Below are 25638 nucleotides of genomic sequence, written 5' to 3' on the forward strand. Positions count from 1 at the left end.
TGGCATTGGAGCTCAGTAACATTTTCACGACTACAAAAGAAAAAATATACGGACTGACCAGGCTGGCTAAGTGGCACGAAAAGGTCAGGCAATCCGGCTTCAAATCATTCAATACCGTTGCCCGCTCGATTGAGAATCACTACAAGACCATTGTTAACTATTTTGATAACAGAAGCACCAATGCATCCGCTGAATCTTTCAATGCGAAGATCAAAGCGTTCAGGGCGCAGTTTAGAGGAGTCAGGAATGTAGAATTCTTCCTTTACCGCCTTACCCAGTTATATGCTTAATCCAAGGTGCTCCACAACATTTGGTCTTGATCCACAATTGCTTTTCACCCGAAATTGCACAAGGCCGCTCAATTATACTACTTATAAGCCATCTCTATGTCAACATAATTTTACATATTTGAGGCAGTCCAAAATGTATTGTTACCATCATCTGACTCAATGAAAAGAATATTTACCTATTTGCCGCTGCTTCTGGCTTCCTTGCTCCCCTCATCATGTACCATGGTCGATCACGTAATACCTGATCCGGAGCCAACCGTATATGTTAGCGGGTTTGACGTATCAAACCTGGGTTATGAAGGGAAGTACTGGAAGAATGGCGCATCAGTGATACTGCCGAAGGCTGCATCCAGTATTTCGATAGAACCCTTGTCAATTGCGGTATCCGGAAATGATGTGCATGTGGTAGGATTCGAGGGGAATGCGCAATTTCAAACCATCGGCAGATATTGGAAAAACGGTGTAGTAACGCAGCTCGATGGCGTGCCGGGGATACTGAATGAAGTCGTGACGTCAGGAAATGACGTTTATATTGCCGGTGTTAGCTACGCTCCCGATTCAAGTAGTACTAGTGCAACTTACTGGAAAAACGGAAAATCAGTCAAACTTGACAATGCGGTACATGGCGGGGCGGATGCCATTGCGGTGTCCAATAATGACGTTTACATAGGAGGCTATACTTTTACCTACCTTCCCGGCGCTCGCACTATCGCAACTTATTGGAAAAACGGAGCAGCCATACCCCTGGGAGATGGTTCTAAATTCACGTCGGTTAATTCCATTGCCGTAGCAGGCAACGATGTCCATGCCGTGGGTTACGTGGTAGATGATTCCACGTCCAGCTATGTCGGTAGATACTGGAAGAATGGTGTAGAAACTCCGTTAACAGGTGGAGAAAAGTCATCTAACTTTCATGTGAGAGTTTCAGGTAGTGACGTATACATTTCAGGTAATGATGAAATTAGTCCTGGGAGATACAGAGCAAAATATTGGAAAAATGGAATCCCAACAATACTGAATGACGCGGGCGCTTCCAGTACGGATATTCGGGGTCTTTACGTTGTAAAGAATGACGTTTATGTGACGGGAGTTAGTCTCTACCCCGTGGGTTGGGTTGCGAAGTACTGGAAGAACGGCGTTCCTGTGAATTTGTCAAATGGAACTACAAGTGCTCATCCAACTTCCATTTTTGTGTTACAGCAGTAATATTCTAGTTTAGTAAAAGAGACCATGAATTCCTGTAACAGGATTCATGGTCTCTTTTGCTTCTCCTTCATTAAAACCACCCCCACCACCGCCGCAGGAAAAATGCAACCCATTCATTATCTTCGCCATGCAAATATGAAGAAGATGACGTTGTTGAAGAAATTCCTGCTTTTTGTGCTGTTGGTTGCGACAAATATTTCCCTCTATTATTCTGTGATTATCCTCGAACCCCAGGTCGACTACCGGGTAGTTTTCATTGTCGTGCGTGCGATGCTCGTTACAAGCGTGCTGATGCAGGTACTCACGGCGACGGGGTTCATGAAGGAAGAAAAACCTTGGTGGTAACCCCGTCACGCGACGCATTTATTTAGCCTTGAACCGGATCCATGATTCGGCGCGATCTCTCACCGCGGTATAGTCGTACGGGGTTTTTTGTAACTTTTTATAAGTTTCTAAATTGACAATGGAGAAAAGTCGCATCCGGAGTGAGATCGGTGTCCAGGGATTCAGGTGGTAATCTATGATGTAGAACTGTGACCGGGTCTCGCCTACGGCCATGTTGGCCGTGTTGATATCGGCAGACCAATCGAGAAAGTCTTCTGTATCGATTCCGCCGACGGTCATGTAGAGTGCATACTGATTTTCCTGCCCCTTAGGTGGCTCGGCGATCCGCTTGTAAGTCAACTGCACTTTGTACCGGTACAAGAAGTCTTCTGTGCCCGTTTTTTGCCACGAATATTCTTTCCCGGGTGCAAACAGGGAATCTGTGGGTGTTAGCGTTGCAGCGACAGCGGTATTGGAGCTGCCCGACATAAATTCCAGCTTTTCTATTTCAAACTCACAAGGGAATGCACGGGATTGTCCGTTAAGTCTGTTACAGTTAGGAACCGGCTCTGGGACCACGTGGTCGTCGGTGCAAGACATTGCCAGGGAAAGCGCAAACAGCAGGATGGCGGAAAGAAGTCGGAGAGCGGAAATGTTTTTTGTCATAGTGAATGCAGGGTATGTTTAGATTAGCAAATGGATTTATAGAGAACTTGGCTGAATTGATATTCAGCCGGTAGCTTGTCATATTTAGTTATCTTATTGTTAAAAGCCATTGCGGGCTTGGGATACTCGTTAGCTGGTCCAATAACCTTAATTGGTAGCCTTGAACCTGATCCACGATTCGGCACGATCCCGGAATGAAGCATAGTTATACGGAGCTATCTTCAATTTTTCGTTGGTTCCTCGATTGACAATCGCAAATAATTGCATCCACAGCGGACTGGGACTCCAGATAGCAAGGTCATATTCGATGTAGAAAAACTGCGAGCGGGTTTGACCTACTGCCATATTGTCGGTATTAATGTCAAAATCCCAATTTATAAAGTCTTCAGAGTCGGTACCGCCACGTAGCAGGTACAGGTTGTATTGATTATCCGTCCCTTTCGGTGCTTCGGCAATACGCTTGAAAGTCAGCCGCACTTTGTACGTAACGTTGAAGGTTTCAGTGCCTGTTTTATGCCACGTATAATATGGGCCTTTCCGTTCAAAAAGCGAGTCGGTAGGTGTTAACGTCTCGAAGGCAGTGACATTTGAACTGCCCGACATGAAGTCCAGTTTCTGGATTTCAAACTCACAAGGGAATGCGCGGGGTTGCCCGTTGGTTCTATTGCAATTGGAAACCGGCTCTGGGATCACATGGTCCTTCGTGCAAGACATTGCCAAAGTAAGTACAAATAGCAGGGTGGCAGAAAGTAATCGGCTGGCGGAGAAGTGCTGTTTCATAGTGAATGTTAGGGTGTAGTTTGAGTAGTAAATGATTTATCATGGAAATGATATGCAGCCGGTAATTTGATCCAGCTGCTCACCGCAAATGAGTCGATGAAAGAAGTGAAACCCTGATGAATATATCAGAAGCAATAACCTCAATTGGTAGCCTGGAACTTGATCCACGATTCTGCACGGTCTCGTAATGCGGTATAGTTGTACGGAGCAACCTTCAATTTTTCGTAAGTGTCCCGATTGATAATTGCAAATAAATTCATCCACAGCGGACTGGGATTCCAGTTAGCCAGGGAAAATTCGATGTAGAAAAACTGCGAGCGGGTTTGACCTACGGCCATATTGTCGGTATTAATGTCAAATCCATAATTTATAGACTCTTCATAGTCGCTACTGCCCTGTAGCAAGTATAGGTAGTAGCGATTATCCTTCCCTTTTGGCCCTTCGGCAATACGCTTGAAAGTCAGCCGTACTTTGTACACAATGGTGAAATTTTCGGTGCCTGTTTTATACCACTTATAATATGCCCCTTTCCGTTCAAAAAGCGAGTCGGTAGGTGTTAACGTCTCGAAGGCAGTGACATTGGAACTGCCCCACATGAAGTCCAATTTCTGGATTTCAAACTCACAAGGGAATGCCCTGGGTTGCCCGTTGACTCTATTACAATTGGAAACCGGCTCTGGGATCACATGGTCCTTCGTGCAAGACATTGCCAAAGTAAGTACAAATAGCAGGGTGGCAGAAAGTAATCGACTGGCGGAGAAGTGCTGTTTCATAGTGAATGTCAGGGTGTAGGTTGAGTAGTAATTGATTTGTAATCAGAAAGATATCTATTTAATATAGAAAGTCAAATAAAAGTAAAATTTAGTATACTTATCAATTATTCTTCGGTAATCCGTCATTTGGGTAATCAGAAATACCGGTATTGCCCGGCAATTCACCGCTACTATCCTCAGTTAACCCCGCAGTTTTTACAATTCATACAGCTTACCCAGGCATAGGACTGATTCTCCAATGATTTTTGCATCGCGGATACAAAATTCCGTGTGACAAAATTCATTTAATCAGCCATGAAACGTATTTCCTATTTCATCATTTGTTTGCTCCTTACTTTGGGGGCGTGTAAAGAAAACACTGATCCTACGCCTGTCGATGGTAATCCTGAAATGCCCGGCCCGCCTGCCAATGAAGCCGGCGCCGTGCAGCCGGTAGGAACGCCCGAGGGAGCGGCGGTCGTCAAGACGATCGGTGCGGCCGGCGGAACGATCGCTTCCGGCGACGGGCGGTTTACGGTAACGGTGCCTGCTGGGGCGCTGGACAAGGATGTGGCCATCTCCATGCAGCCTATTTCAAATACCAATGGCTCGGGTGTCGGGGCGGGGTATCGGATGCTGCCCGATGGCCAGAAATTCCTGAAAGCACTCACGATGACGTTCGCCTACACCGAAGAGGAGGTCGAGCAGACCATGCCCGAAGCTTTGGGTATTGCGTATCAAAACAAGGAAGGGGTATGGATGTCCGTAGGCGGCTTAGCGCTGGATAAGGCGAAGAAAAGCATTTCCATCGAGGTGGATCACTTCACGGACTTTACATTCTTTGAATACGTATGGGTCGATCCGGTTTATAAGGCCATTGATCCAGGTCGGTCGGTGACGATCAGAGCGTATGGATTGGGCACAATCAATATACTGGCGAAGAAGTTGCCCAAGGGTATGGAAGTAGCCCTTCCGAAGCCCAATGAAATTGATTATATCGATGGCTGGCAGCTCGAAGGTGAAGGTAAATTGTCGGGGAGCGGCAAGGAGGTGGTGTATTTGGCGCCTGGCGAGATCCCGGCGAAGAATCCGGCGACGGTCACGCTGAAACTGACATCGCCCACAAAGGAGGTAGCGGAGCTTTACACGAGGATATATGTGGTACCGGAAGGCGTGTCGTTGCAGGTAGGCGGTGGCGGCTGGATCCACCTGCCGATTTCCGGGGCAAATTTGTCTGGCGCTATCAAAGGAATCGATGCGCAGGACGGTTCCCGGGTGATCAATATCAAATGGCATGGCGGCTCCGGTGCCATGGGTGCGTTAGGTACTTTCAAATGGACGGTCAAAACGGTAACGGCTATCTACAAGCCCGATCAGACCACGCAGTATATGCATTTTTACGGCAAAGCACCCTACGTGAGCGATGGCTCGCTGAAAGTGGATGCTATGCGGTACGGAGAACTGATGGGGACATTCGACGTGCAGCCTGCGGGACTCTACGTCACCACCTACCCGCCCGTTATCAGTACTTCGAGTATGCGTGGGGTTTTCAGGGTTAAATGCTTTGATTGCGCTAAATGACAGCGGGTTCCTGAACAAAAAGCATTTACTTTACAAAAAGCATTTTCACCGCAAACCTTACACCCGAATCCCATGGCCCAGCTCAAAAAAGAAGACATCAAACAGGAGGTATTCGACCTTTATGACGACTATGCGCACGACCGGATCGATCGCCGCAACTTTGTGCAAAGCTTGTCCGCCTATGCGGTAGGAGGTGTAACGGTGGCTTCGCTGATGGGCTTCCTGATGCCCGACTACCAGGGACAGATCCAGGTACAGGCGAGTGACCCACGTTTGCAATCGGATTATGTGAATTATGATTCTCCCAAAGGCGGGAAGACGATTAAAGCATTGCTGTCCAGGCCTGCGGAAGCAAAAGGGAAGCTGGGAGGAATTGTGGTAGTGCACGAAAACCGGGGATTAAACCCGCATATCGAAGACGTGGCGCGGAGGGCGGCATTGGCCGGTTTTATTTCCATCGCGCCGGATGCGCTTTCACCGCTGGGTGGGTATCCGGGTAATGACGATGCCGGTCGTGAGTTACAAGCCAAGCGCGACCGTAATGAAATGCAGGAAGATTTTATTGCTGCCTATGAATATCTGAAAAACCACAAGGACTGCAATGGAAAAATCGGTGTGGTGGGTTTCTGCTTTGGCGGGGCCATTGCCAATATGATGGCGGTGCGCATTCCCGACCTGGCGGCTTCGGTACCATTTTACGGCGGGCAACCGGCTGCGGAAGACGTCCCGAAGATCAAAGCGCCGTTACTGCTGCATTACGCGGCCCTGGACACGCGCGTGAACGAAGGCTGGCCCGCGTACGAGAAAGCATTGAAGGAAAATCACAAAACATATACGGCATTCATGTACCCGGATGCAAACCACGGCTTCCACAACGATACCACGCCTCGGTACGATAAAGCCGCAGCCGAACTGGCCTGGAAACGGACGATCGATTTCTTTAAGGAAAAACTGGCCTAGCAGGACAGGAATATCGTTTTAAACCAAATCGCCCCGCGGAGAAGATAGAAGTCTCGCGGGGCGATTGCATTATGGTCTTTGCCTGTTGAAATAATCGGTGTGGTATTGCCGGAGCTTCTGGTCGAGCTGGTAGCCGGTGCGGTAACGTTCGCCGATCCTGAACCCGCGGGTATAGCTGTATTCCCAGCGGAACTCGTCGGTTGTCCGGAACCTGGCTTTTTTACCCTGGGCAATCTTTCCGGGCGGTATAGGAACTGCGAAATTGAAACCGGCGGTTGTCCCGTTATTGGTTTTCATAATGTACAAACCCACTTCCGCATTGGTAAACTGCCTGATCAGGTCGAAACGGGCACCTTCATCGCCGGCAAGATATCTCCCGCCCGACAGTTTCAGCGTCACATCCGGTTTAGAAAGCCGGTAAGCCGCGTCGGCGATAAGTAGCAGGTTATCCACGTTTTCGTAGTAAATCCCGGTTTTGGTATAATAATACAAGCCGGTAAGGCCGCCTTCCAACCCGAACGACCACGGGCCGGAGAGGTCGTGATGGCGGTACTGGACATTTACACCGTATTGATCATTATAAAAATAACCCGCCGAGGCGCTGACGAAATGCTTACCGAATGCAAGAAACTGGTTCAGGAATAGGGGTGCCGGGCGGATGATCTTCGGGCGGTTGTCCATGTCGTTGGTAATCGGGAAGAGCACGCCTGCATTCAGCGCCATTCCTTTCCAGAGATAAAACTGCGTTTGGAGTAAAAGGCTGGTGTTGCTTTGCAAAGTCTTCTCGCGGTAGCCAAAATTTGCCGCAAACACCGGTTGGAGCCAGAAGTCGAACTTGTACTTGTTCAGCAAAAAGCGGGGCAGGTGCATTTCGTTTTTTGCGAGCTGTCGATAACCGATCCGTTTGCCTATGCTGTAAGCGCCTATCGGCACGCCCTGGAATAGCGGTACGAACTCCCGCCTATTCGAATCGGGCAAAGCGCGTTCCATTTCCACCATTCCCACGTAAGGATTACGGTAAAGCCGCTGCTCGTAAGCTATTTTCCCGGAGTCGGAACCGATCGTCAGGTTTTCAAAATTGTTGAGCAACTTTTCCTTTTCAGAAACGGGCGCAGGCTTGGCTGGCTTCGCGCGCGCCGCTTCCTGGTAATTGCGCAACCTTTTGGGGAGCGGAAGCATATTCAATGCATAGGAAGTCCCGAAAGTCACCTGGTCGAAGTTCAGTACGCCGGCCTGAACGGTCCACCGTTTGAAGAGCGTGGCGTAAAGTCCGGTATTGAAGTGCTGGCTGTCCCATTCGGCCATGAACCCCGCTTTGTTGTCGAACCGCAGGTTGAAACCTCCGAAAGGTCCCGACAAGTAGCGGTAGGCAAGGTCCTTCTTCTTGATGATTTCAAGATTGCCCAGAATGTTGTAGTTGCTTTTTTCAGATTCGTCGCGCTGAAGGTGGATCGGGCTACCGAATCCGGCCGTGACGTCGGCGTAAAAACGATTCCCCAGGCGGAGCGTTTTACTCGCTACGAGTGCATTGGTAGACAGTGAATTATCGATCCCGAACGGGGCCGAAACAATGATGGCCACTGAGGGAAGTTTGCTGGTTTCCTTTAAAAGCAGGTATTTGATATCGAGCTGCCGGTCGCCGATACCCTTTTGGCCGCGCTTGACTTCGTTATTAATCCGCAGCAGGTTGACGTTGATTTCGAGTCTCGGCAGCAATGTCAGATTGGCAAAATAGATTCCCTCCGAGTTTTTACGGTTGAACCTGAAACCGTAATGAATCGGATTGAAATGGTAGCCAAACTGGAATGCGGCATCGTCCGTCTGACGGGCCGTAGGGATGTAAATCAACCCCGGCTTACCCGAAATGTTCGTTTGTGCGTGTACGTGAGTGCTCAGACATAGAGCAAGCAGAAAGGGAAACAATACATTTCCCCTCCTGCTCCTAACAAATTGAATCATCCGCCTAATCGTTATTTGCCGCCGCCCTGGTTGTGGCAGTTTTCGATCATTTTATTTCTCAATTCGATCGCCTTCGCAAGAGCTTCGTTGTAGCTGGCTTCTACGCGGGCGGTGTTTGAGTTTTTAACTTCTTCTGCACGGGCTTTCGCGATGGCCGCGATTTCCGTACAGGTACCGATCTTGGCAGCTTCGAGCTGGTTTACCTTGGCCAGGTAGTCGAGCAGCTGAACGTTGATCAACGCTTTCAGGTATTCGTACTGACCCGGTTTCAGGAACGGCTTCGCTTTTTCCAATGCAGCGAGTGCATCGTTAGCGATTTTGATACCTACCTGACGAAGTGCTTCGAAATGCTCTGCGCTGTTTTCACCGGTACATTTCTCAAGGTTACGCTGAATGCGTTCCAGGTCCTTGTTGTAGGCATCGTTGATTTTGTCCAGCTCTCTTGCTTTGGCGTCGTCGAGGCGCTCTTTGGTTCTGTCGAACTTCTCGTTGGCACGGGCGATACAATCGTCTACGTTGCCAGCTTCAACAGCTGCATTTTGGGAAGCTGTTCCTTCGGTAACGGCGCCTGTGCGTCCGCCGTCAGGAAGGCCATCTACCTTTGCAGCGGTGAGTAGCGACAGGTAGCCCTGAAGTTTCGCGTCAGCGGTAGCTTTGCTCAGGATAGCGCGCACCTGGTCTGAATTCAGAACGGTTTTAGTTGCCTGCGCCGGGGTTACCTGGTTCAACGCCTTGATTTCAGCTTCGGTAAAAGAAGTAGAAATTTCCTCGGCTGCCGTAGCTACGCTTGCAGGGATATTTCCCGCAGTAACCGTGCTCAATGATTTGTTCAATTCTTCGGTTTTTGCCGAAGTTTCCACTTTTCCGGGGACAAGTTTAATGTCCGGTGTTTCTTCCAGTGTGGTAGGGGCCATTTCGAGCTTGTCCAATTGATTGGAAAGCTCCGTATCGGCTGGTTGGAGTGAATCCGCTTCTTTGTCCTTACAATCATAAAGGAAGAATGTAAGGAACATCAGAAGGGATAGTAACCTCAGTGCACGTGTTTTCATACGAGTTAGATTTAGTGAAAAAAGATATTAGGCGGACTATTAAATTGGTTCAATAAGTACAATATTCTCCCGGGTCAGCATGCCTGTGAAGGCCTGACCTAACGCTGGCTGGTTACCGGTTGTAAACAGTCTGGTATCCCCAATCGCACAATAATGCCGGGCATTGCCTTCGTAAGACAAGCTGCATACGCGAACGGATACTCCTATATGTTCCTTATCACGCCATTCCGCAACCCATTTGGTTGTGAAGCATGATCAGGACCGCACGTGCCTTTCCCGCATTCCAAAAGGAATTTTCGCAATTATCAGTAAGAGGAAGATGGTCCGACATTCCCGGAAGGGAAGCCGGTGAAACAGAATTGTTATAAGATAGGGTCGGAGTATTCAAATGCTCCCATAGGCAGGGGCGCATATTGCCTCGTGGCGAAAGCCGTCGGTAAGTATTTTCCATCATGTCATTTAACGTTGAGTGAGTTACTATCCAGACAGAGTTTTCATTCGAAAATGAAATTCCACTAGCAATGTGTAGATGTTATTTTACTTCAAATCTGCTACATGTAAAATAAAATCTACAACAAGTTTAAAGCATAAGATTTCAATTTCAAAATAAAAATATCTCTACAATCTCATAATGAATTGATATTGAGATAAATAAATTTCAATAGGACTGAATATTAAAACTTGTTCTTTTAAAAGTCACATGATGAAAACACGGTTGAGTGTCGTTTTTTCTGGAATAGTCCGTGACGATCATGCCGATCTTCGGTGACCGGCGGCCGGTTGTGCATATTCGTCTGCAAGAGCGGTTTTGTGCGGTATTATCGTTGGTTATTTACAGTTTTTTCGAAATGAGTGACTATATTATTCTGATTGGATGCTTTTTTGTGTGTATCCAATCATCCTGAACCTCTCATGAATTTTTTCAAACTGCTCCGGCTCAAAACAGTGTGCATCCGGTTTCCCGCTGCCTTGCTGCTGATTTTCCTGCTCGTTGGTATATCGCATGGCCAATCCATCGACCTGCTCATCAAAGGCGGCCATGTAATCGATCCTAAAAACCGTATTGACGGTATGATGGATGTCGCTGTTACCGGCGGAAAAATTGTGCAGGTATCTGCGTCCATCCCTGTTTCCGATGCTAAAAAAGTAGTTGAGGCGAAGGGAATGTATGTCGCACCCGGCTTTATCGACATGCATGTGCATGTTTTCAATGGTACCACACCGGAGTCCTACATTGCCAATGCGGCTACGAGCGTCGCGCCCGACGGTTTTACATTCCGCACGGGCGTTACCACGGTCGTGGATGCGGGTTCGTCGGGCTGGCGCAATTTCAAACTTTTCAAAGCGCAAACGATCGACCGTGCGCAAACACGGGTTCTTGCGTTTCTGAACATCGTCGGTACCGGTATGGCGAGCCGCTACGAGGAGCAGGACCTGAGCGATATGAACCCGCAGATGGTCGCTAATATGATCAAAAGATTGTATCCCAATATCATCGTCGGAATCAAATCGGCGCATTACTGGGGCGATTACAGCCAGGTGCAGCGCGCCGTGGAGGCCGGGAAACTAGCCGAGGTACCTGTAATGGTCGATTTTGGAGAGCACCGCCCGCCGTTGTCGATCGAAAAGCTGTTTCGTGAATACCTCCGCCCCGGCGACATTTTCACGCACACGTACGCGCACGGGCCCAACGACCGCGAAACGGTGGTCGACGAGCAGGGTAAAGTGAAACCTTTTGTGCTCGAAATGCAGAAAAAGGGCCTTGTGTTCGATGTCGGCCACGGGGGTGGTGCATTTGCGTGGCGACAGGCAATCCCGTCCATCAAGCAGGGCTTTCTGGCGAATGTCATCAGCACCGACCTGCATACCGACAGCATGAACGGCGGCATGAAAGGTCTCGATAATGTGATTTCCAAATTTCTGAACATGGGTGTGCCGCTGCCCGACGCCATATTGCGCGTGACCTGGAACCCGGCGCAGGTGATCAAACGCCTGGACTTGGGTAGTTTGAGTGTAGGCTCGGAAGCTGATATTACCGTTTTCAGTGTGCGCACCGGCGATTTTGGGTTTATAGATGCCCGCAGGTTGAAAATGAATGGAAACAAAAAACTGGAAGCCGAACTGACGCTCCGGGCGGGTAAGGTGGTGTGGGATTTGAACGGCATCGGCGCCGCTCCCTGGGAATCTGAAATGCAAAGTAAATAGGCGGTATGAAAAAGATAATCTGCCATTTTCGCTCAAATCTCAGCTTGCTGATCGCATTCTGGCTCGTGCTAATGCTGTCGCAGGACGGTTTTGCGCAGACTTACGAGCTGGTGATCAAAGGTGCGCACGTCATCGATCCGGCCCATTCGAGGAATGGCAAAATGGATGTGGCGGTGAGCCAGGGGAAAATTGCAAAGGTTGCTTCGAATATCAGTGAAACCGCCGCGCAGGTAATTAATGCGGAAGGGCTTTACCTCACACCCGGGTTTATCGACCCGCATACGCATGTGTTCGTAGGCACGCAGGCGGGGCAATTTGCCAACGGTGTCAACAGCGTTTCGCCCGATGATTTTACATTCAGGTCGGGGGTAACTACGGTTGTCGATGCCGGTACTTCGGGCTGGCGGAGTTTTCCATTGTTTAAAAAGCAGGTGATCGACCAGTCCAAAACGCGCATTCTGGCTTTTCTGAACATTGCAGGTGGCGGAATGACCGGCGCGGCACATGAGCAGAATTTGCAGGATATGAATGTCGATTCTGCGGTTGCGGTCATGCAGCAGTACCCGGACGTTATCGCAGGCGTCAAAATCGGACATTATAACGGAAAAGAATGGACGCCGTTCGATCATGCATTGCAGGCAGCAAAGCAAGCCGGCAAGCCGCTTTTTGTAGAATGCCATTTGCCCGAATATGCATTGGAAGACCAACTGGCGAAGATGCGGCCGGGGGACATCATTACCCACACTTTCGAGAACATCAAAGAGCGTATGCCGATCGTCGGCGAAAACGGCCAGGTACGTCCATTCGTCCTTGCAGCGCAGAAAAGAGGCGTCTTGTTCGATCTGGGCCACGGAGGCGCGGGTTTCTGGTTCGATCAGGCGGTACCGGCCGTAAAACAGGGTTTTTATCCCAATTCCTTCGGCACCGACCTGCACCGTTTCAGCATGAACTCGGCTATGAAGGACATGGCTAATGTGATGTCCAAATTCATGGCGATGGGTCTTTCGCTGGAACAGGTGGTGGAAATAGCCACCTGGAATGCCGCAAAGGCTCTTAACCACCCCGAACTGGGTAATCTGAAAAAAGGTAACCCGGCCGATCTTGCGTTGTTTCGTCTGCGGGAGGGCGTTTTCGGTTTTATGGATTCGGCCGGGAACAGTATCAGCGGCAGCCGCAAGCTGGAAGTGGAAATGACCGTCCGGCAGGGAAAGGTCGTTTGGGACCTGAACGGACTGGCGGCGAAGAAAAAAGCATTTTAACCGAAACTGTCATGCATTCTCATTCTTTCAAATTCAAAAGGTTCGGGACCTACCTGAGCCTGGCGCTCGTTACGCTTGCACTCGCGGGCGCTACGCATATGCGTACGGAAAAACTCCCCGCCGGCGATCCTGATAATGGAGGCCTCACTACGCCTGACGGCTTCGAAACGGTTGTAGTTGCCGATAGTACGGGGCTGGCCCGGCATATCGTGGTGAATAGCAATGGCGACATTTATATCAAACTCCGTTATTTCGGCAAGGGGCAGGGTGGCGGCACCGTCGCGCTCAGGGACACGAATGGCGACGGCAAAGCGGATATTATACGAAACTTCGGCAACTACCAGGACCATAGCAGCCTCGCCAACGGCATTGCCATCCGGAACGGTTACCTGTATTATAGCTCTTCCTTAGCGGTTTACCGCAGCAAACTCATTCCCGGACAACTTCTGCCCGACGAAAAAACCGAGCTGATCTTGCAGGACGATCACGAGCATGGTGCGCATTGGCATATCACCAAACCCATGGCTTTCGACGACCAGGGTAATATGTATGTGCCCTTCGGCGCGCCTTCCGACGCTTGCCAGGATATGGTGAATTCGCCGGGTGGAAAGCCGGGTAGCCCGGGAATAAATCCTTGTCCTGACCTCGAAAAGCACGGCGGCATATGGAAATTCAGCGCCGATAAGCCGAACCAGACCCAATCCGACGGCACATTGTACGCTACCGGCTTGCGGAGCATCGTAGGAATGCGGTGGAACCCGGCAGATAAAGGCCTTTACGCGGTCGTTCACGGCCGCGACAACCTCCACCGGCTCTTTCCCGAGCTTTTCAGCGGCTGGCAGAGCGCCGTATTGCCTTCCGAGGAATTTGTAAAAGTGACCCAGGGTACCAACGTCGGCTGGCCGTATTATTATTACGATCAGATGAAAGGGAAGAAAATGCTCAATCCCGAGTATGGCGGCGACGGCAAAAAGGAAGCGGAGGGAGCGAAGTACCAAAAGCCGTTGATCGGTTTTCCGGGGCACTGGGCGCCCAATGATGTGCTGTTTTACCAGGGAAACCAGTTTCCCGAGCGTTATAAAAACGGTGCATTCATTGCTTTTCATGGTTCCACCAACCGCGCGCCTTATCCGCAGGCGGGCTATTTCGTATGTTTTGTACCGTTCAAAGACGGCAAGCCTTCCGGCGATTGGGAAGTATTTGCCGACGGTTTCGCGGGAGTCGACCCGATTATCAATGTGAGCGACGCGCAATTCAGACCGATGGGCCTCGCCGAAGGCCCGGATGGCTCGCTTTACATCACCGATTCTCGCAAAGGCAAAGTGTGGCGGATCATGTTTAAAGGCGATAAAAAAGGCTTTGGCACAAGCCAGCTGGCATCGATGGAAAAGCATAAGCAACTCGCACACATACGCACGCCCGACGAAGTAGCTGACAATCTCGACATTAAAACCAAGGAGCTCGGTCAGCGCATTTACAATACCTATTGCACGCCCTGCCACCAGCGCAACGGACTCGGCGACGGCAGTCGTTTCCCGCCGCTCGCGGGTTCCGAATGGGTGACGGGCAATAAAAAGCAGTTGATAGAAGTGGTTGCCAACGGCCTCGAAGGTCCTATTCAGGTGGGCGGCAAGCCTTATAATGACCTCATGCCGAAGCACGATTTCCTCAAACACGAGGAAATGGCCCAGGTACTTACCTACATCCGCAAGAACTTCGGGAACGACGCCGACGCCATTTCGGTAAGCGACGTGCAGCGGGTGCTGGGAAATTGATATTGATCCAAAGCAAAACACCCGCCGAAGCATATCCGGCGGGTGTTTTTGTGCAAATGCGGAAAACTAAGGCATCAATACCTTTTTACTGATCATGCCAGCATTGCTCCGTTGCAGTTTCAGGATATAAATACCTGCGGAGGTGCCGTTCTTCGGCTTTAATGTAAACTCGTTGCCAGTCTGGCTCAGCGAAAATTTTACCGCTTTCCCCGACAAGTCGAAAAGGCTTACATTCGAAGCGCTTTCGTTTTTAAGCAGGAACCTGATTTCCCTCCCCGATGCCGGATTGCCCAAAAGCTCGAATGCAACGCTATTGGCACCATTGTCAATGGAAATCATGCGTGAAAATTCAAATTTTCCGTCGGCATCAACCATTTTGAGGCGGTAGTAATTGTTGCCCGCGAAAGGTTTGGTATCGAGGAACCCGTATTGCTGTGTCGCTGCCGAATTGCCTTTTGCCTGCACACGACCGAGCTGGATGAATTCTTTCGCATCCGTACTTCTTTCGATATCGAAATGACTGCTGCCGGCTTCTTCGGTGGTGGTCCAGGAAAGGCTGATCGCATTATCGAGCAAAGAGCCGTTAAAGCGTGCAAGTGTTACGGGCAGTGTGATCGTACAACCGTTTCCAAGCTCGGCTATAATTGCATTCGGCAGGCTGGGGCCGGTGAGTACCACCCATATCGTACGCTTGTCTTCCAGGTGATCATAGTCGTATGGCTCATCCTTGCTATGGATCGGTTGCGAGGATGAAAGGCTGGTCACGCCGCTATCATATATCTCCTCATCACCTATGCCAAAGGTTGTATTTCCGTTGGTCAGCACACCGTCGTCGAGGTATAATTTATACGTTACGTTAAATGCCGTCGGGTTGGTGGTGATGATATCCAGATCATAAGTTCTCGGGCCGTCCGGCTCGTTGCAATTGATTTTACCAGTGATCACCGGGTCGTTTATTTGCAGGTTGAAACCCTTTGAAAAACAGTGAACGGAAGGTTTCTGGCTGGCTGCCTGGGTAGACCATACGTCGCCTTTCAGAATCGGAAGGTCGGCACATGCTCCCGGCACAGGGAATTGAATATTTTCGATTGTGATACGGGATAATGCGCCTCCAAGGTCTTCTTCCAAAATAGTTAAACCCGCAAATAGCGGTATTACAGTAGCGTCGGCGCTATAATCAGACAACAATGACACTGCGCCATCCATATCGATGGCAAGCGTGGCGAGAACCTTTTTAAGGTCGCCGGCTTCCGGTGCTTTTTTTGTGTAATCAATAATGGGATATTCAAGAGGTTTCCATAAGTGCACATAGGTAAACTTGTTACCACCATTTCTATCGATCGTGAAGGAAAGGTTAATGTTAACAATACAATCCGAGCCGCTGGGAGAAACACTGTTAAGTTCAATTGCAGGTTCTGTCAACTCGCACTGTGCGAGAGACTTGACGGGGACAGACAATGCCGCGAGGACAAGGCATGCCCATAGGTAAAAAGTTTTCATGATAGAGGACGTTTAGTGACTAAAAAATCATAGATCAATATACTTCCAATATCTTCAAATAGTTAAAAGATAGAAACTTTGATAAAGTATTTTCTACTAAACCGTTACTAGATATACGTTACTGTAAAAGTAGTACCTAATATGCTATATTTAGTTGTATTTTCCAGTAGAATTACTGAGTAAACCTATATAAATTTATTTTTATAACACTGATTGATAGTTATTTATACCTTGGGTGAAGTATTTCTTACGATGTTTTTGATCTTAATGAGACCAATTCTAATATAAAGTTACATATTTAAAACATGTTGGGTGGGTGGTAAAATGACTATTAATAAAGTACAATTTTCGGGGCTGAGACTCTCTTGGAGGAATCCAATTCGGATTTGTGACCCTTTGGCAAAAGGAAGTGAAGTAATACTATATTGATTTAACAACAATCGTAGCATCATCATGTGCAAGCCCCATTGCCACCCGGGCCTGATCTTTGAAATTAAACACATGCCCATCCCGGCGGACTTCGTCGACGAGCGAAAAATCGATCGTTTGGATAAGCCAGCCTGGTTCCTGAGGGGTTTTGGAGGAGATGATGCCCTCTTCGGGCATGTCTTTATCGGGTGTCGTATAGCAAGCCGCGTAACCATAGTTGATATCGACAGCCGGCGACCATGCCGCTTCACCGACCGTTTGGGAAACGATGGTGTAAGCCTGGTTTTCGAGGGCGCGGGCGCGGGCTCCTACGTGTACGCGCGTGGCGCCCCGGATGGTTTCGGTGCAGCTTGGGGAGAGGATCAGTTTGGCACCGGCCTCGCAAAGTTTCTGTGCACCGATCGGAAATTCGACGTCGTAGCAGATCTGAATGCCGAATTTGCCCCACGGTGCTTCAAAAACGGTGAGTTGTTTCGGCGCACTCTCAATGCCCCAATGCTCGTTTTCGAAGCGGGTCATGAAAAATTTATCCTGGTAACCGGCCAGTCCATTGACCGAAAAGACAAAAGCGCGATTAAGGTTTAAGCCGTTTTCAATCACCGGAATGCTCGGCGCCACGATGGTGACGCGGTATTTGCGCGCAAGCGTTTCAAATGTTGCGCAAAAATCATTTTTCAGATTGTTCAGCTCAGTTATCTGACGGCGAATATCGTTCCGGATTTCATCATCGAAAATGCTCACAAGCTCCATCGCCCCATACTCCGGAAAAAGGAGCAGCTCCGCACCTCGGATCGCCGCGTCGGACACCCATTTTTCGGTGTGGGCCTGCCAGGAAGCGAAATCCGGGTGTTCGGTGATCGGGTATTGCGCCGAAGCGACGGTTACTTGCTGCATAGGCTTAGCTGTTGAGCGGTTTTGTCCAGAAAATCATGGTTTTGGGCGAAGGAACAGGTTCTCCCAAATCGGGCCATTCCATGGTACTTTGCAATGTCGGCTCTTTCCGATAACCGCGTTTTAGCCAGAATGCATCATTGGAACGGTATTCGGCAGGTTTCAGCGGGTGATGCTCGCCGCGGTCAACGGAACAGAAGCAGCAGCTTTCCATCGTGCTGAGGCTTCGCGCGTGCGCCTCGCGCTCGTCGAAAAACCGGTGGCCGAGCCCCATTCCACGATAGGCAGGCAAAAGAATGCTTTCACCGAAATAGCAAATGGTATTTACGTCAAAACCGGCCTCTTCGAATGGCTTGCGTATTTCTGCCGTTTCGTCTTTCAGCGGAATGCAGGTCGTTGCCCCCACCATCGCATAGCCATCATAAACAGCGAACAAAAAAGATTGCTCCGATTGCAGGTAGGTTTGCAAATAGCCCTTTTCATATTCCTCACTGCCTTCGTACAAATAAGGATAGTCCCTGAAAACAGCAATGCGGAGCCTGGCAAGGTCGTCAAACACTTCGGCGATGGCTGGCCCGGTTTTTCGCACGAATGTCAGTTCGGCGGTCATGGTTTGGAAACGAGTTCGATCCAGAGCGGCAGGTTATAATAGGTGGTAACGCGACTGATTTTGCCGTCGGTCACTTCCAGGAATGCGCCTGCGGGAAGCACATACGACTGCCCGTGCGCTTCGGGAAGGCCCTCTTCCGCCTGTTTGTAAATGCCGTTCACCACGAACTCCACGGCCACACGCTTATCCTGCGATTCAGTAAAAAACACCATGTTTGTCAGCGTTTCCTCGTAAGCTTCGTCCATTTTTTGAAGGAATGCAGTGAATTTGTCCAATCCAACGCGAACGTCGCCCTGGTTGGCTTCGTGCCTTACTTCGGGGTGGAGTAATGCGAGCATGCCTTTCCAGTTTTTGGCATTGAAGGCTTCATAGTATTGCTGAACGGTTTCTAGTGCAGTCATATAAGTATCTATTTAAAAACGATTGAGGTCAAAAATGGGGCTAATATGCTTAAAACGGCTTTTCATCGAGCGAAATCTGGCCGTTGGCATCTTTACGGTACACGCCAATGACGTTGGGTGAAAATTCAGAACAAAAATGCGGTTCGCTGGCGGCCAGGGTGTTCGGGAATGGTTTCGCGGCATTGAAAAAATAGACTGTCGTGGTGCCGTATTTGGTGTAGGGCATAAGGTCGCCGTATTTGCGCAGGTCCTTTGAATGCGTGTCCTGCACAGTCACCGCATACACGCGGACGATCGGGCCGGTATTGTTTGCATTCCGGTACAGCGCCACTTCCCGAAAGCCGCCTTGCAAGTCGGCCACGGTGGGCTGCGACGCGGAATCGTAGACGATGTAGCCGATAATCACGGCCAGCGCCAGCAGCAACAGGTTTTTCTTGTTCTTGAAAAATTTCATAGGTATCAAAGGAAACCGATTTTTACTCGATTGAGTGCATTTACAGGATTTAAAACTCCCCGTTTGAAACGAAAAACACACGCATTTGCTCAATAAGTGCCTGAACCGACGCGACTTTGAATAGCTGGTTTTGGAAGATGATTTCCGCCATAAAACCATTTTCTGCCTCGGACACCCTCACAACGCAGTCAACATCCCGGTACCTGCTGATGCCGTACCCTTCCCGTTGCAATGCGCGCCGGGCCCAGAAGAGCGGCTTATCAGGCCCTTCGAGGTAAATCTGTGCATTGTTTTTGGGTTGATGAATAGTAAATGTGCCGGTAGCGCGGTCGAATGCAAAGCCGCTTCTTGCAAATGTGGCTTCGAATGCCCCGTTCAGCACCAGGTCTTCGGGTAGGCCGGTCATTATCGTCCCGTTCGGGTGCATGAGCCAGAGCTCATCGGCGGTTTGCAGTGCGAGGTCCAGCTCGTGCGTGCTGAGCAGGATCGCCTTGCGCGTATCACGTGCGAGCGTATGCAGGAGGCGCATCATTTCGACGCGGTTGGGCAAATCCAGATGGGCCGTCGGTTCATCGAGCAGGATCAGCGGGGTGTCCTGCGCGAGCGCGCGTGCGAGCATTACTTTCTGCCTTTCGCCGTCGCTGAGCTGGTGCATATGCCGGTCGAGCAACGGGGCAATGCCGGTCTGTTCAATGCTTTGGGCTATTTTGGAATGATCATCCCGGGTGAGTGAGCCAAGCCAATCGGTGTACGGCGTGCGTCCCAATGCAACCACCTCCCGCGCATTCAGGTTGCCTGCGTCGATCCGGTCGGTGAGCACGAGGCTGAGTTTTTGGGCAAGCTCGACGGGTTTCAGCGTTTGGAGCGGGCGTTCGTCGATCCTGATTTCGCCCGCCAGCGCCGGTTGCAGGCCGCTCAATGTGCGCATTAATGTGGATTTACCTGCACCATTCGAACCCAGCAGGCATACCAGACTGCCCGGCCTTAGCTGTAAATTGAGGTCTTCCGCTACCGTTCGTACAGTACCGGACGACCGGTAACCGATCGCCAGCGCGTGCGTTTCGACTATGGGTTTCCGGTTTTTCATGAAAATGACGTGCGAATGTTATTACGCCGGATGATGATCCAGATCACCACGGGAGCGCCCAGGAGGGAAGTCACGATGTTGATCGGGATGACGGTTTGCGTGCCGGGAAGCTGGGCGATGATATCGCAGAGCAATAGCAGCACGGTTCCGGTAAGGCAGGTTGCCGGAATAAGCACCCGGTGGTTGGACGTCCCGAGCAGTGAACGGGTAATATGGGGAATGGCAATGCCCACGAAGCCGATCGGGCCGCAGAAAGCGGTGATGCTGCCGGTGAGCAGGCTCGTGCTGAGCATGATCAGCAAGCGCGTCCGCCCGACGCTAAGTCCCATGCTTCTCGCATAGTTTTCACCTAATAGCAGCGCATTCAATGATTTGGAAGAAGCAAAAGCAAGCAGCAAACCACCCGTGACCACGCCCGAGAGCACGTACAAATGGTAACCCGTAACCCCGCCCAGCGACCCGAACATCCACATGATGTATTCCTGCAACTGTTCGGGCTGACTGAAATATTGCCAGATACTGATAATCGAGAGCGTGATCGTACCGATCATCACGCCTACGATTAGCAGGATCACATTGTCACGGATACGGCCCGCGATCAGCAGAATAAGTGCCAGAACGCCCGCCGAACCCAGCGAAGCCATGCCGATGATCAGCCAGCTCCCCGAAATCCCCAGTTGGCTGATCGCGTACATGCTCGCGCTGCTCCCGCCCGCGAGCATTACGGCTGCTACTCCCAGCCCCGCGCCCGCGGTAATGCCCAGCTCCGACGGCCCGGCCAGCGGATTTCGGAAGAGCGTTTGCATTTGCAACCCGCTTACCGACAGGCCACAACCGGCGAGGATGGCGGTGATGGCTTTGGGTAAACGTATTTTTTCAATGATAAAAAGCCACGCACGGCTTTCGGATTCGCCCGTGGTCACTATCCGGAATACTTCTTTGAAGGGTATCGCCACCGAGCCGAGCATAATGTCCAGGCAGAACAGGGCGAGCGCAAGAATGCCCAGGAGAATGAATAGCCAGCTTCTGTTTTGAGTATTGTAAATCATTCAGGAAGCTGTTTATAATACACGAGCTGATGCTCCGGGAGCAGTTCGGGATGGAAAATCCGGATCAAATCGGCCAGTACGGTATGCGGGTTCACGCTGCCAGATTCGAAAAAATCGTTGGAACCCTGCTCGCTCACGCGGCGGTTGTAACTGTACACCCTGCCTGTTTTCATGGCCTTGAAATCGCCGTAGCGGGAATCCTGCGCGAGAATGCTTTTCCGGGTGTCACGACTGTCGAAACCGACATTGAGCCAGTAATCGGCTGTGAGCGCGAACGGGTAAACGGCTTCAAAGCTAAGGGGCAGGCTTCCGGTTGCAGGCGAATCGTGCCAATGGTAGTCGGCCCCGGCGTCTTTGAAAAAGCGTGCCATGTAGCTATTGCCCGCCGGCATAAACCAGGCATCTTTCGTGTTCAGTCCGGAAAGTACCGTGGGCTTGGGCGTCGCATTCGAGGCAAGTGCAGAGAGCCGCTCATATTCCGCTTCCACCTGGGCAAATTTTTCATTGACGAGCGCTTCCTTATCCAGCAATGCGGCCATGAGCTTCACCCATTCGGCGCGGGCCAGCGGCGTCTGCTCCACCCATTCCGAATTGATCAGTACCGGTATTCCGGCTTCTTTCAGCATGCGGTAATGGTCCATATTACCGCCGGGATTACCGATCGTCATCACCAGGCCGGGCTGCATTTCAATGACTTTCTCATCATTCAAACCCTGGTCGCGGCCTACGCCCGCTATTTTTCCAGCCTTGATCGACGCGATTACCTTCGGCGAATACACGTATTGCAGGCTGCCCAAGCCCGTCAGCACATTTTCCGCATCCAGAAAACCCAATAAACCGACGTGCATGGACGACATTGCCACCAGATTTGTTACCGGTACCTCTATGCGCTGGGCACGTGGATAACCGCCGGGCAATGCTGCTCCCTTTTTTTGAAGGATATATTGCAAAGTATCGCCTTCTCCGCCAAACGGGTTAATAATGCTGACCAGTTTGAAATCTTTGAAATACTGTATGCTGAAACCTTTCGCGTGGTGGATTTCGGTTTTTGTGAAACCTGTAATCGTATCATTAACGGCGATCTGTTCTTGCTGTTCGTTCCGATTGGAATTACACCCTTGAATGACCAGGGTCAGCAACAAGAGCAGGTGGGAAATTCTGGGCATGACTATATGCGGGAAAATTAATTTTCTCAAATATAGTTCAGCATTTGTTTGACACCATTCATTCCTTTCTGCATTGTATCCACAGAACGTGTACCGTGATAGTAACCTGCTAGGTGTAGTTCGTCGTAGACGCTGGCCAGAATTCTCAGAAGCTTCTTGTCGTACTTTCTCAATCGGCTCATGTAATCTTCAATGCTTTTGGGCTTTGTGAAATGAATCCCTTCTTTCTGCCGGAGATACTCATCCAGAATGAGCAATGCCGCCGAATAAGCCGTGCCGGCAGCCATTTTTACATATTTAACATCCGCATATAACCCATCTTTCTTACCGGCTTTTTCAGTCAGTATCAGGCGTGCGTTTTCGAGGTAGCGTTCGGCTTCCTGTGAGGGGGTAACGGGGGCATTTTGTTCGGCCATAGTGCTGTATAAGATTTGTTTACCTTAATACGCTCACTTTTGGATAAAGTAACATTCAAGTTAACAATAAATTGCGGATCGCATTCTGGCATACTTTTGATAAATTCCACAATATGCCAAAACAGCCTCTCTTACAGTTTACCGGGAAAAGTATTTACTGCGCCGTTGCGGACGTCCATATCGATCCGTGGATGCCGGTCGGCCGGGCGATCATCACGCATGCACACAGTGACCACGCGCGTTGGGGTAGCCAGCATTATCTGGCCCATAAAGACAGTGAGCCTATTTTGCGGCTCCGGCTCGGGCAGGATATTAACCTGCAAACCGTTCAGTATGGTGAGAAATTCATGATCAACGGTGTGAAGTTTTCGCTGCACCCCGCCGGGCATATCATCGGCTCGGCGCAGATCAGGGTCGAGTACCAGGGTGAGGTATGGGTAGCCAGCGGCGATTACAAGCTGGAAAATGACAATTTTGCTACGCCGTATGAACCAGTGAAATGCAATGTGTTTATCACTGAATCCACATTTGGTTTACCCATCTATAAATGGCAGCCGCAGCAGCAGGTAATGTCGGAGATTGACGACTGGTGGGCGCAAAACCGCGCCGACGGCAAAGCCAGTGTGTTAATGGGCTATTCGCTCGGAAAAATGCAGCGGATTTTGAAGAATATACAGTTGCAGGATTCGGTCATGTATGCGCACGGAGCTATCTATACCGTGAATGAGCGCCTGCGCGAGGCTGGTTTCGATTTGCCGGAATTGACATTGGTTACCAAAGAAACCGATCGCAAACTGTTTAAAGGTGCGCTGATATTGGCGCCTCCCTCTGCGGATGGCACAACTTGGATTAAGAAATTTGCACCCTATTCGGTCGGCTATTGTTCAGGTTGGATGGCATTACGCGGCGCCAAGAACCGCCGGGCGGTGGACCAGGGCTTTGTGCTGAGCGACCACGTCGACTGGCCGGACCTGAACCGGGCCGTGAAGGAAACGGGCGCCGAAAGAGTGTATGTGACGCACGGCTACACGAGCATATACTCGCGCTGGCTGAATGAAAATGGCATTGAAGCAGCGGAAGTGACCACGATGTACGGCAATGAGGATGAGAATGAGGAAGAAGAAACCGTGCAGGATGCGTCGGCAGGCCAGGACGCATATCAAGAACACAAGCAGGAGCTCGATGGAGCTGTGAATGCCGATAAAGACGGTTCTGAGCTATGAAACAATTTGCAGACCTCTTCATGAACCTCGACCGCACGAACAAAACGAATGCGAAGGTCGATTTGCTGAAAAATTACTTCCTGGCCGCCCCGGACGACGATAAGCTCTGGGCATTGACATTGTTTACAGGTCGAAGGCCGTCGTTTAAGGTCAATCGCACGCAGGTGAAAGAGTGGGCGGCGGCGGAAGCAGGCGTTCCTATGTGGCTTTTCCAGGAGAGTTATCACAGCGTAGGTGATCTGGGGGAAACCATTTCGTTGCTTTTGCCACGCACGAGCATTGGCGGGTCGGATAAATCGCTTTCCGAATGGTTCCGCTACCTCGGTATGCTGCCCGGAATGACCGATGAAGAGAAGCACGACCACATCACTCAGGCCTGGATGCAGCTTTCGCAGCTTGAGACATTCGTGTTCAACAAATTGCTTATGGGTAGTTTCCGCATCGGCGTGTCACAAACGCTGGTGGTACGCGCATTGGCGGAAGCCACCGAAACAGATTCCAATGTGATCGCCCACCGCGTAATGGGGCAGTGGGATCCGCTCGAAACCACTTTTGAACAACTGATACTCGATAAAGGTGAAAACGACAATGCGTCGAGGCCTTACCCGTTTTTCCTCGCTTACCCGATCGAAGGTGACGTGGCCGACCTCGGCGAAGCCAGCGACTGGTTTGCCGAATGGAAGTGGGACGGCATCCGTTCGCAGATCATTTACCGGAACAAAGAGCTCTTCATCTGGACCAGGGGCGAGGAGCTATCCACCGAAAAATTCCCCGAACTGCATTTCCTGAGCGACGTCTTGCCCGACGGTACCGTGCTCGATGGCGAGATCGTAACCTATTCCAACGGCCGCCCGATGCCGTTCAATGTGCTGCAAACCCGTATTGGCCGTAAAAATTTATCCAAAAAGGTGCTGGAAGAGGCACCTGTGGCATTTCTGGCCTACGATATGCTCGAAGCAAACGGCGTTGATATCCGAGGGCTCACGCAGGAGCAACGCCGCGCGCAGCTGGAAGCGTTACACGCGAATGTACCCGCGCAAAACTATTTCAACCTGTCGCCATTGATCGATTTCAAAGATTGGCAGGCCCTGCGCGACCTCCATTCGCAATCGCGCGAAAACATTGCCGAAGGATTTATGATCAAACGCAAGGCGAGTACCTACCAGGTGGGCCGTAAGAAAGGCGACTGGTGGAAATGGAAAATCGACCCATTGAGCGTCGACGCTGTGCTCATTTACGCTCAAAAAGGCTCCGGCCGCCGCGCCGAGCTCTTCACCGACTACACCTTCGCCGTCTGGGGCGACGATGGCAAGCTCGTCCCGTTCGCCAAAGCCTACTCCGGCCTCACCGACGCCGAAATCGGGCAGGTAGACTATTTTATCAAACGCAATGTGCTGGAAAAATTCGGCCCAGTCCGCACCGTCAAGCCCGAGCTGGTTTTCGAAATCGGATTTGAGGGGATCAATGAATCCACGCGGCATAAATCCGGCATCGCGGTGCGGTTTCCAAGGATTTTAAGGTGGCGGAAGGATAAGAAAGCGGAGGAGGCGGATAGTTTGGGGAGTTTGAAGGAGATATTGGGTAATTATAAATGACCGATTGAACA

General features: G+C 50.4%; 24 protein-coding genes. 10 read left to right on the forward strand and 14 right to left on the reverse strand.

Features of this window, described 5'->3' with window-relative positions; genetic code table 11:
• From BLQ88_RS31985 to BLQ88_RS31995, 3 genes are all read left to right on the forward strand, one after another.
• Window positions 1–290: transposase (locus BLQ88_RS31985; RefSeq protein WP_143016981.1), on the forward strand; the 290-nt coding region annotated here is incomplete at its 5' end.
• 159 nt (window positions 291–449) lie between these two features.
• Entirely contained in the window at window positions 450–1496 is a 1047-nt protein-coding gene (locus tag BLQ88_RS31990; RefSeq protein WP_090157102.1) for a hypothetical protein, read from the forward strand.
• Window positions 1497–1631: 135 nt separating this feature from the next.
• Window positions 1632–1841 carry a hypothetical protein gene (locus BLQ88_RS31995; protein WP_229212954.1) on the forward strand — a complete coding sequence of 70 codons (210 nt, stop codon included), beginning with the start codon at window positions 1632–1634 and terminating at the stop codon, window positions 1839–1841.
• Window positions 1842–1859: 18 nt separating this feature from the next.
• On the opposite strand, the gene BLQ88_RS32000 is transcribed toward BLQ88_RS31995, so the two are convergent.
• The 3 genes from BLQ88_RS32000 to BLQ88_RS32010 form a co-directional block, all read right to left on the reverse strand.
• Window positions 1860–2486, reverse strand: coding sequence for a hypothetical protein (locus BLQ88_RS32000; RefSeq protein ID WP_090157103.1), 627 nt, complete (start codon window positions 2484–2486; stop codon window positions 1860–1862).
• Between the two features lie 147 nt (window positions 2487–2633).
• Window positions 2634–3266 (reverse strand): hypothetical protein, encoded by a 633-nt coding sequence (locus BLQ88_RS32005; RefSeq protein ID WP_143016982.1) that lies wholly within the window; start codon window positions 3264–3266, stop codon window positions 2634–2636.
• A gap of 140 nt (window positions 3267–3406) precedes the next feature.
• Window positions 3407–4039: a hypothetical protein gene (locus BLQ88_RS32010; RefSeq protein ID WP_143016983.1), complete on the reverse strand. Its 633-nt coding sequence runs from the start codon at window positions 4037–4039 to the stop codon at window positions 3407–3409.
• 294 nt (window positions 4040–4333) lie between these two features.
• Here BLQ88_RS32010 and BLQ88_RS32015 point away from each other — a divergent pair, with 294 nt between their 5' ends.
• Entirely contained in the window at window positions 4334–5599 is a 1266-nt protein-coding gene (locus BLQ88_RS32015; protein ID WP_090157106.1) for a hypothetical protein, read from the forward strand.
• A 72-nt stretch (window positions 5600–5671) separates the two neighbouring features.
• Entirely contained in the window at window positions 5672–6559 is an 888-nt protein-coding gene (locus BLQ88_RS32020) for a dienelactone hydrolase family protein (RefSeq protein WP_090157107.1), read from the forward strand.
• A gap of 69 nt (window positions 6560–6628) precedes the next feature.
• Here the strand turns inward: BLQ88_RS32020 and BLQ88_RS32025 are convergent, their stop codons facing one another.
• Window positions 6629–8518 (reverse strand): YjbH domain-containing protein, encoded by a 1890-nt coding sequence (locus tag BLQ88_RS32025; protein ID WP_143016984.1) that lies wholly within the window; start codon window positions 8516–8518, stop codon window positions 6629–6631.
• Window positions 8519–8529: 11 nt separating this feature from the next.
• Window positions 8530–9567: a hypothetical protein gene (locus tag BLQ88_RS32030; RefSeq protein WP_090157108.1), complete on the reverse strand. Its 1038-nt coding sequence runs from the start codon at window positions 9565–9567 to the stop codon at window positions 8530–8532.
• Between the two features lie 912 nt (window positions 9568–10479).
• On the opposite strand from BLQ88_RS32030, the gene BLQ88_RS32035 reads away from it, so the two are divergent.
• The 3 genes from BLQ88_RS32035 to BLQ88_RS32045 all read left to right on the forward strand — a co-directional run bounded on the left by BLQ88_RS32035 (window position 10480) and on the right by BLQ88_RS32045 (window position 14806).
• Window positions 10480–11772: an amidohydrolase/deacetylase family metallohydrolase gene (locus BLQ88_RS32035; protein WP_090157109.1), complete on the forward strand. Its 1293-nt coding sequence runs from the start codon at window positions 10480–10482 to the stop codon at window positions 11770–11772.
• A gap of 71 nt (window positions 11773–11843) precedes the next feature.
• Window positions 11844–13031, forward strand: coding sequence for an amidohydrolase/deacetylase family metallohydrolase (locus tag BLQ88_RS32040; protein ID WP_090157197.1), 1188 nt, complete (start codon window positions 11844–11846; stop codon window positions 13029–13031).
• 11 nt (window positions 13032–13042) lie between these two features.
• A complete protein-coding gene (locus tag BLQ88_RS32045; RefSeq protein WP_090157110.1) occupies window positions 13043–14806 on the forward strand; it encodes a PQQ-dependent sugar dehydrogenase in 1764 nt (587 codons plus the stop codon).
• Window positions 14807–14872: 66 nt separating this feature from the next.
• Here BLQ88_RS32045 and BLQ88_RS32050 read toward each other — a convergent pair whose 3' ends face one another.
• From BLQ88_RS32050 to BLQ88_RS32090, 9 genes are all read right to left on the reverse strand, one after another.
• Window positions 14873–16306: a T9SS type A sorting domain-containing protein gene (locus BLQ88_RS32050; protein WP_090157111.1), complete on the reverse strand. Its 1434-nt coding sequence runs from the start codon at window positions 16304–16306 to the stop codon at window positions 14873–14875.
• A gap of 420 nt (window positions 16307–16726) precedes the next feature.
• The gene (locus BLQ88_RS32055) at window positions 16727–17629 is read right to left on the reverse strand and encodes a carbon-nitrogen hydrolase family protein (RefSeq protein ID WP_090157112.1); all 903 of its coding nucleotides are present in this window, start codon (window positions 17627–17629) and stop codon (window positions 16727–16729) included.
• A gap of 4 nt (window positions 17630–17633) precedes the next feature.
• Window positions 17634–18236, reverse strand: coding sequence for a GNAT family N-acetyltransferase (locus tag BLQ88_RS32060; RefSeq protein ID WP_090157113.1), 603 nt, complete (start codon window positions 18234–18236; stop codon window positions 17634–17636).
• Complete coding sequence (locus BLQ88_RS32065) at window positions 18233–18637, reverse strand: ketosteroid isomerase-related protein (protein ID WP_090157114.1); 405 nt, start codon at window positions 18635–18637, stop codon at window positions 18233–18235. The genes BLQ88_RS32060 and BLQ88_RS32065 overlap by 4 nt, the downstream gene beginning before the upstream one ends.
• A 49-nt stretch (window positions 18638–18686) precedes the next feature.
• Window positions 18687–19091, reverse strand: coding sequence for a hypothetical protein (locus tag BLQ88_RS32070; protein WP_090157115.1), 405 nt, complete (start codon window positions 19089–19091; stop codon window positions 18687–18689).
• Window positions 19092–19140: 49 nt separating this feature from the next.
• Entirely contained in the window at window positions 19141–20178 is a 1038-nt protein-coding gene (locus tag BLQ88_RS32075) for an ABC transporter ATP-binding protein (RefSeq protein WP_090157116.1), read from the reverse strand.
• Window positions 20175–21227 (reverse strand): iron chelate uptake ABC transporter family permease subunit, encoded by a 1053-nt coding sequence (locus tag BLQ88_RS32080; RefSeq protein WP_090157117.1) that lies wholly within the window; start codon window positions 21225–21227, stop codon window positions 20175–20177. Before BLQ88_RS32080 ends, BLQ88_RS32075 begins: the two co-directional genes overlap by 4 nt.
• Window positions 21224–22393: an ABC transporter substrate-binding protein gene (locus BLQ88_RS32085; RefSeq protein ID WP_090157118.1), complete on the reverse strand. Its 1170-nt coding sequence runs from the start codon at window positions 22391–22393 to the stop codon at window positions 21224–21226. The genes BLQ88_RS32080 and BLQ88_RS32085 overlap by 4 nt, the downstream gene beginning before the upstream one ends.
• A gap of 26 nt (window positions 22394–22419) precedes the next feature.
• Entirely contained in the window at window positions 22420–22809 is a 390-nt protein-coding gene (locus BLQ88_RS32090; RefSeq protein WP_090157119.1) for a DUF5618 family protein, read from the reverse strand.
• Window positions 22810–22922: 113 nt separating this feature from the next.
• On the opposite strand from BLQ88_RS32090, the gene BLQ88_RS32095 reads away from it, so the two are divergent.
• Together BLQ88_RS32095 and BLQ88_RS32100 are read left to right on the forward strand one after the other, a co-directional pair.
• Entirely contained in the window at window positions 22923–24032 is a 1110-nt protein-coding gene (locus BLQ88_RS32095; protein ID WP_090157198.1) for a ligase-associated DNA damage response exonuclease, read from the forward strand.
• Window positions 24029–25627, forward strand: a complete 1599-nt coding sequence (locus tag BLQ88_RS32100) for an ATP-dependent DNA ligase (RefSeq protein ID WP_090157120.1) — start codon at window positions 24029–24031, stop codon at window positions 25625–25627. Before BLQ88_RS32095 ends, BLQ88_RS32100 begins: the two co-directional genes overlap by 4 nt.
• Window positions 25628–25638 lie beyond the last annotated feature (11 nt).

This window comes from Dyadobacter soli (assembly GCF_900101885.1).
Lineage (GTDB): Bacteria > Bacteroidota > Bacteroidia > Cytophagales > Spirosomataceae > Dyadobacter > Dyadobacter soli.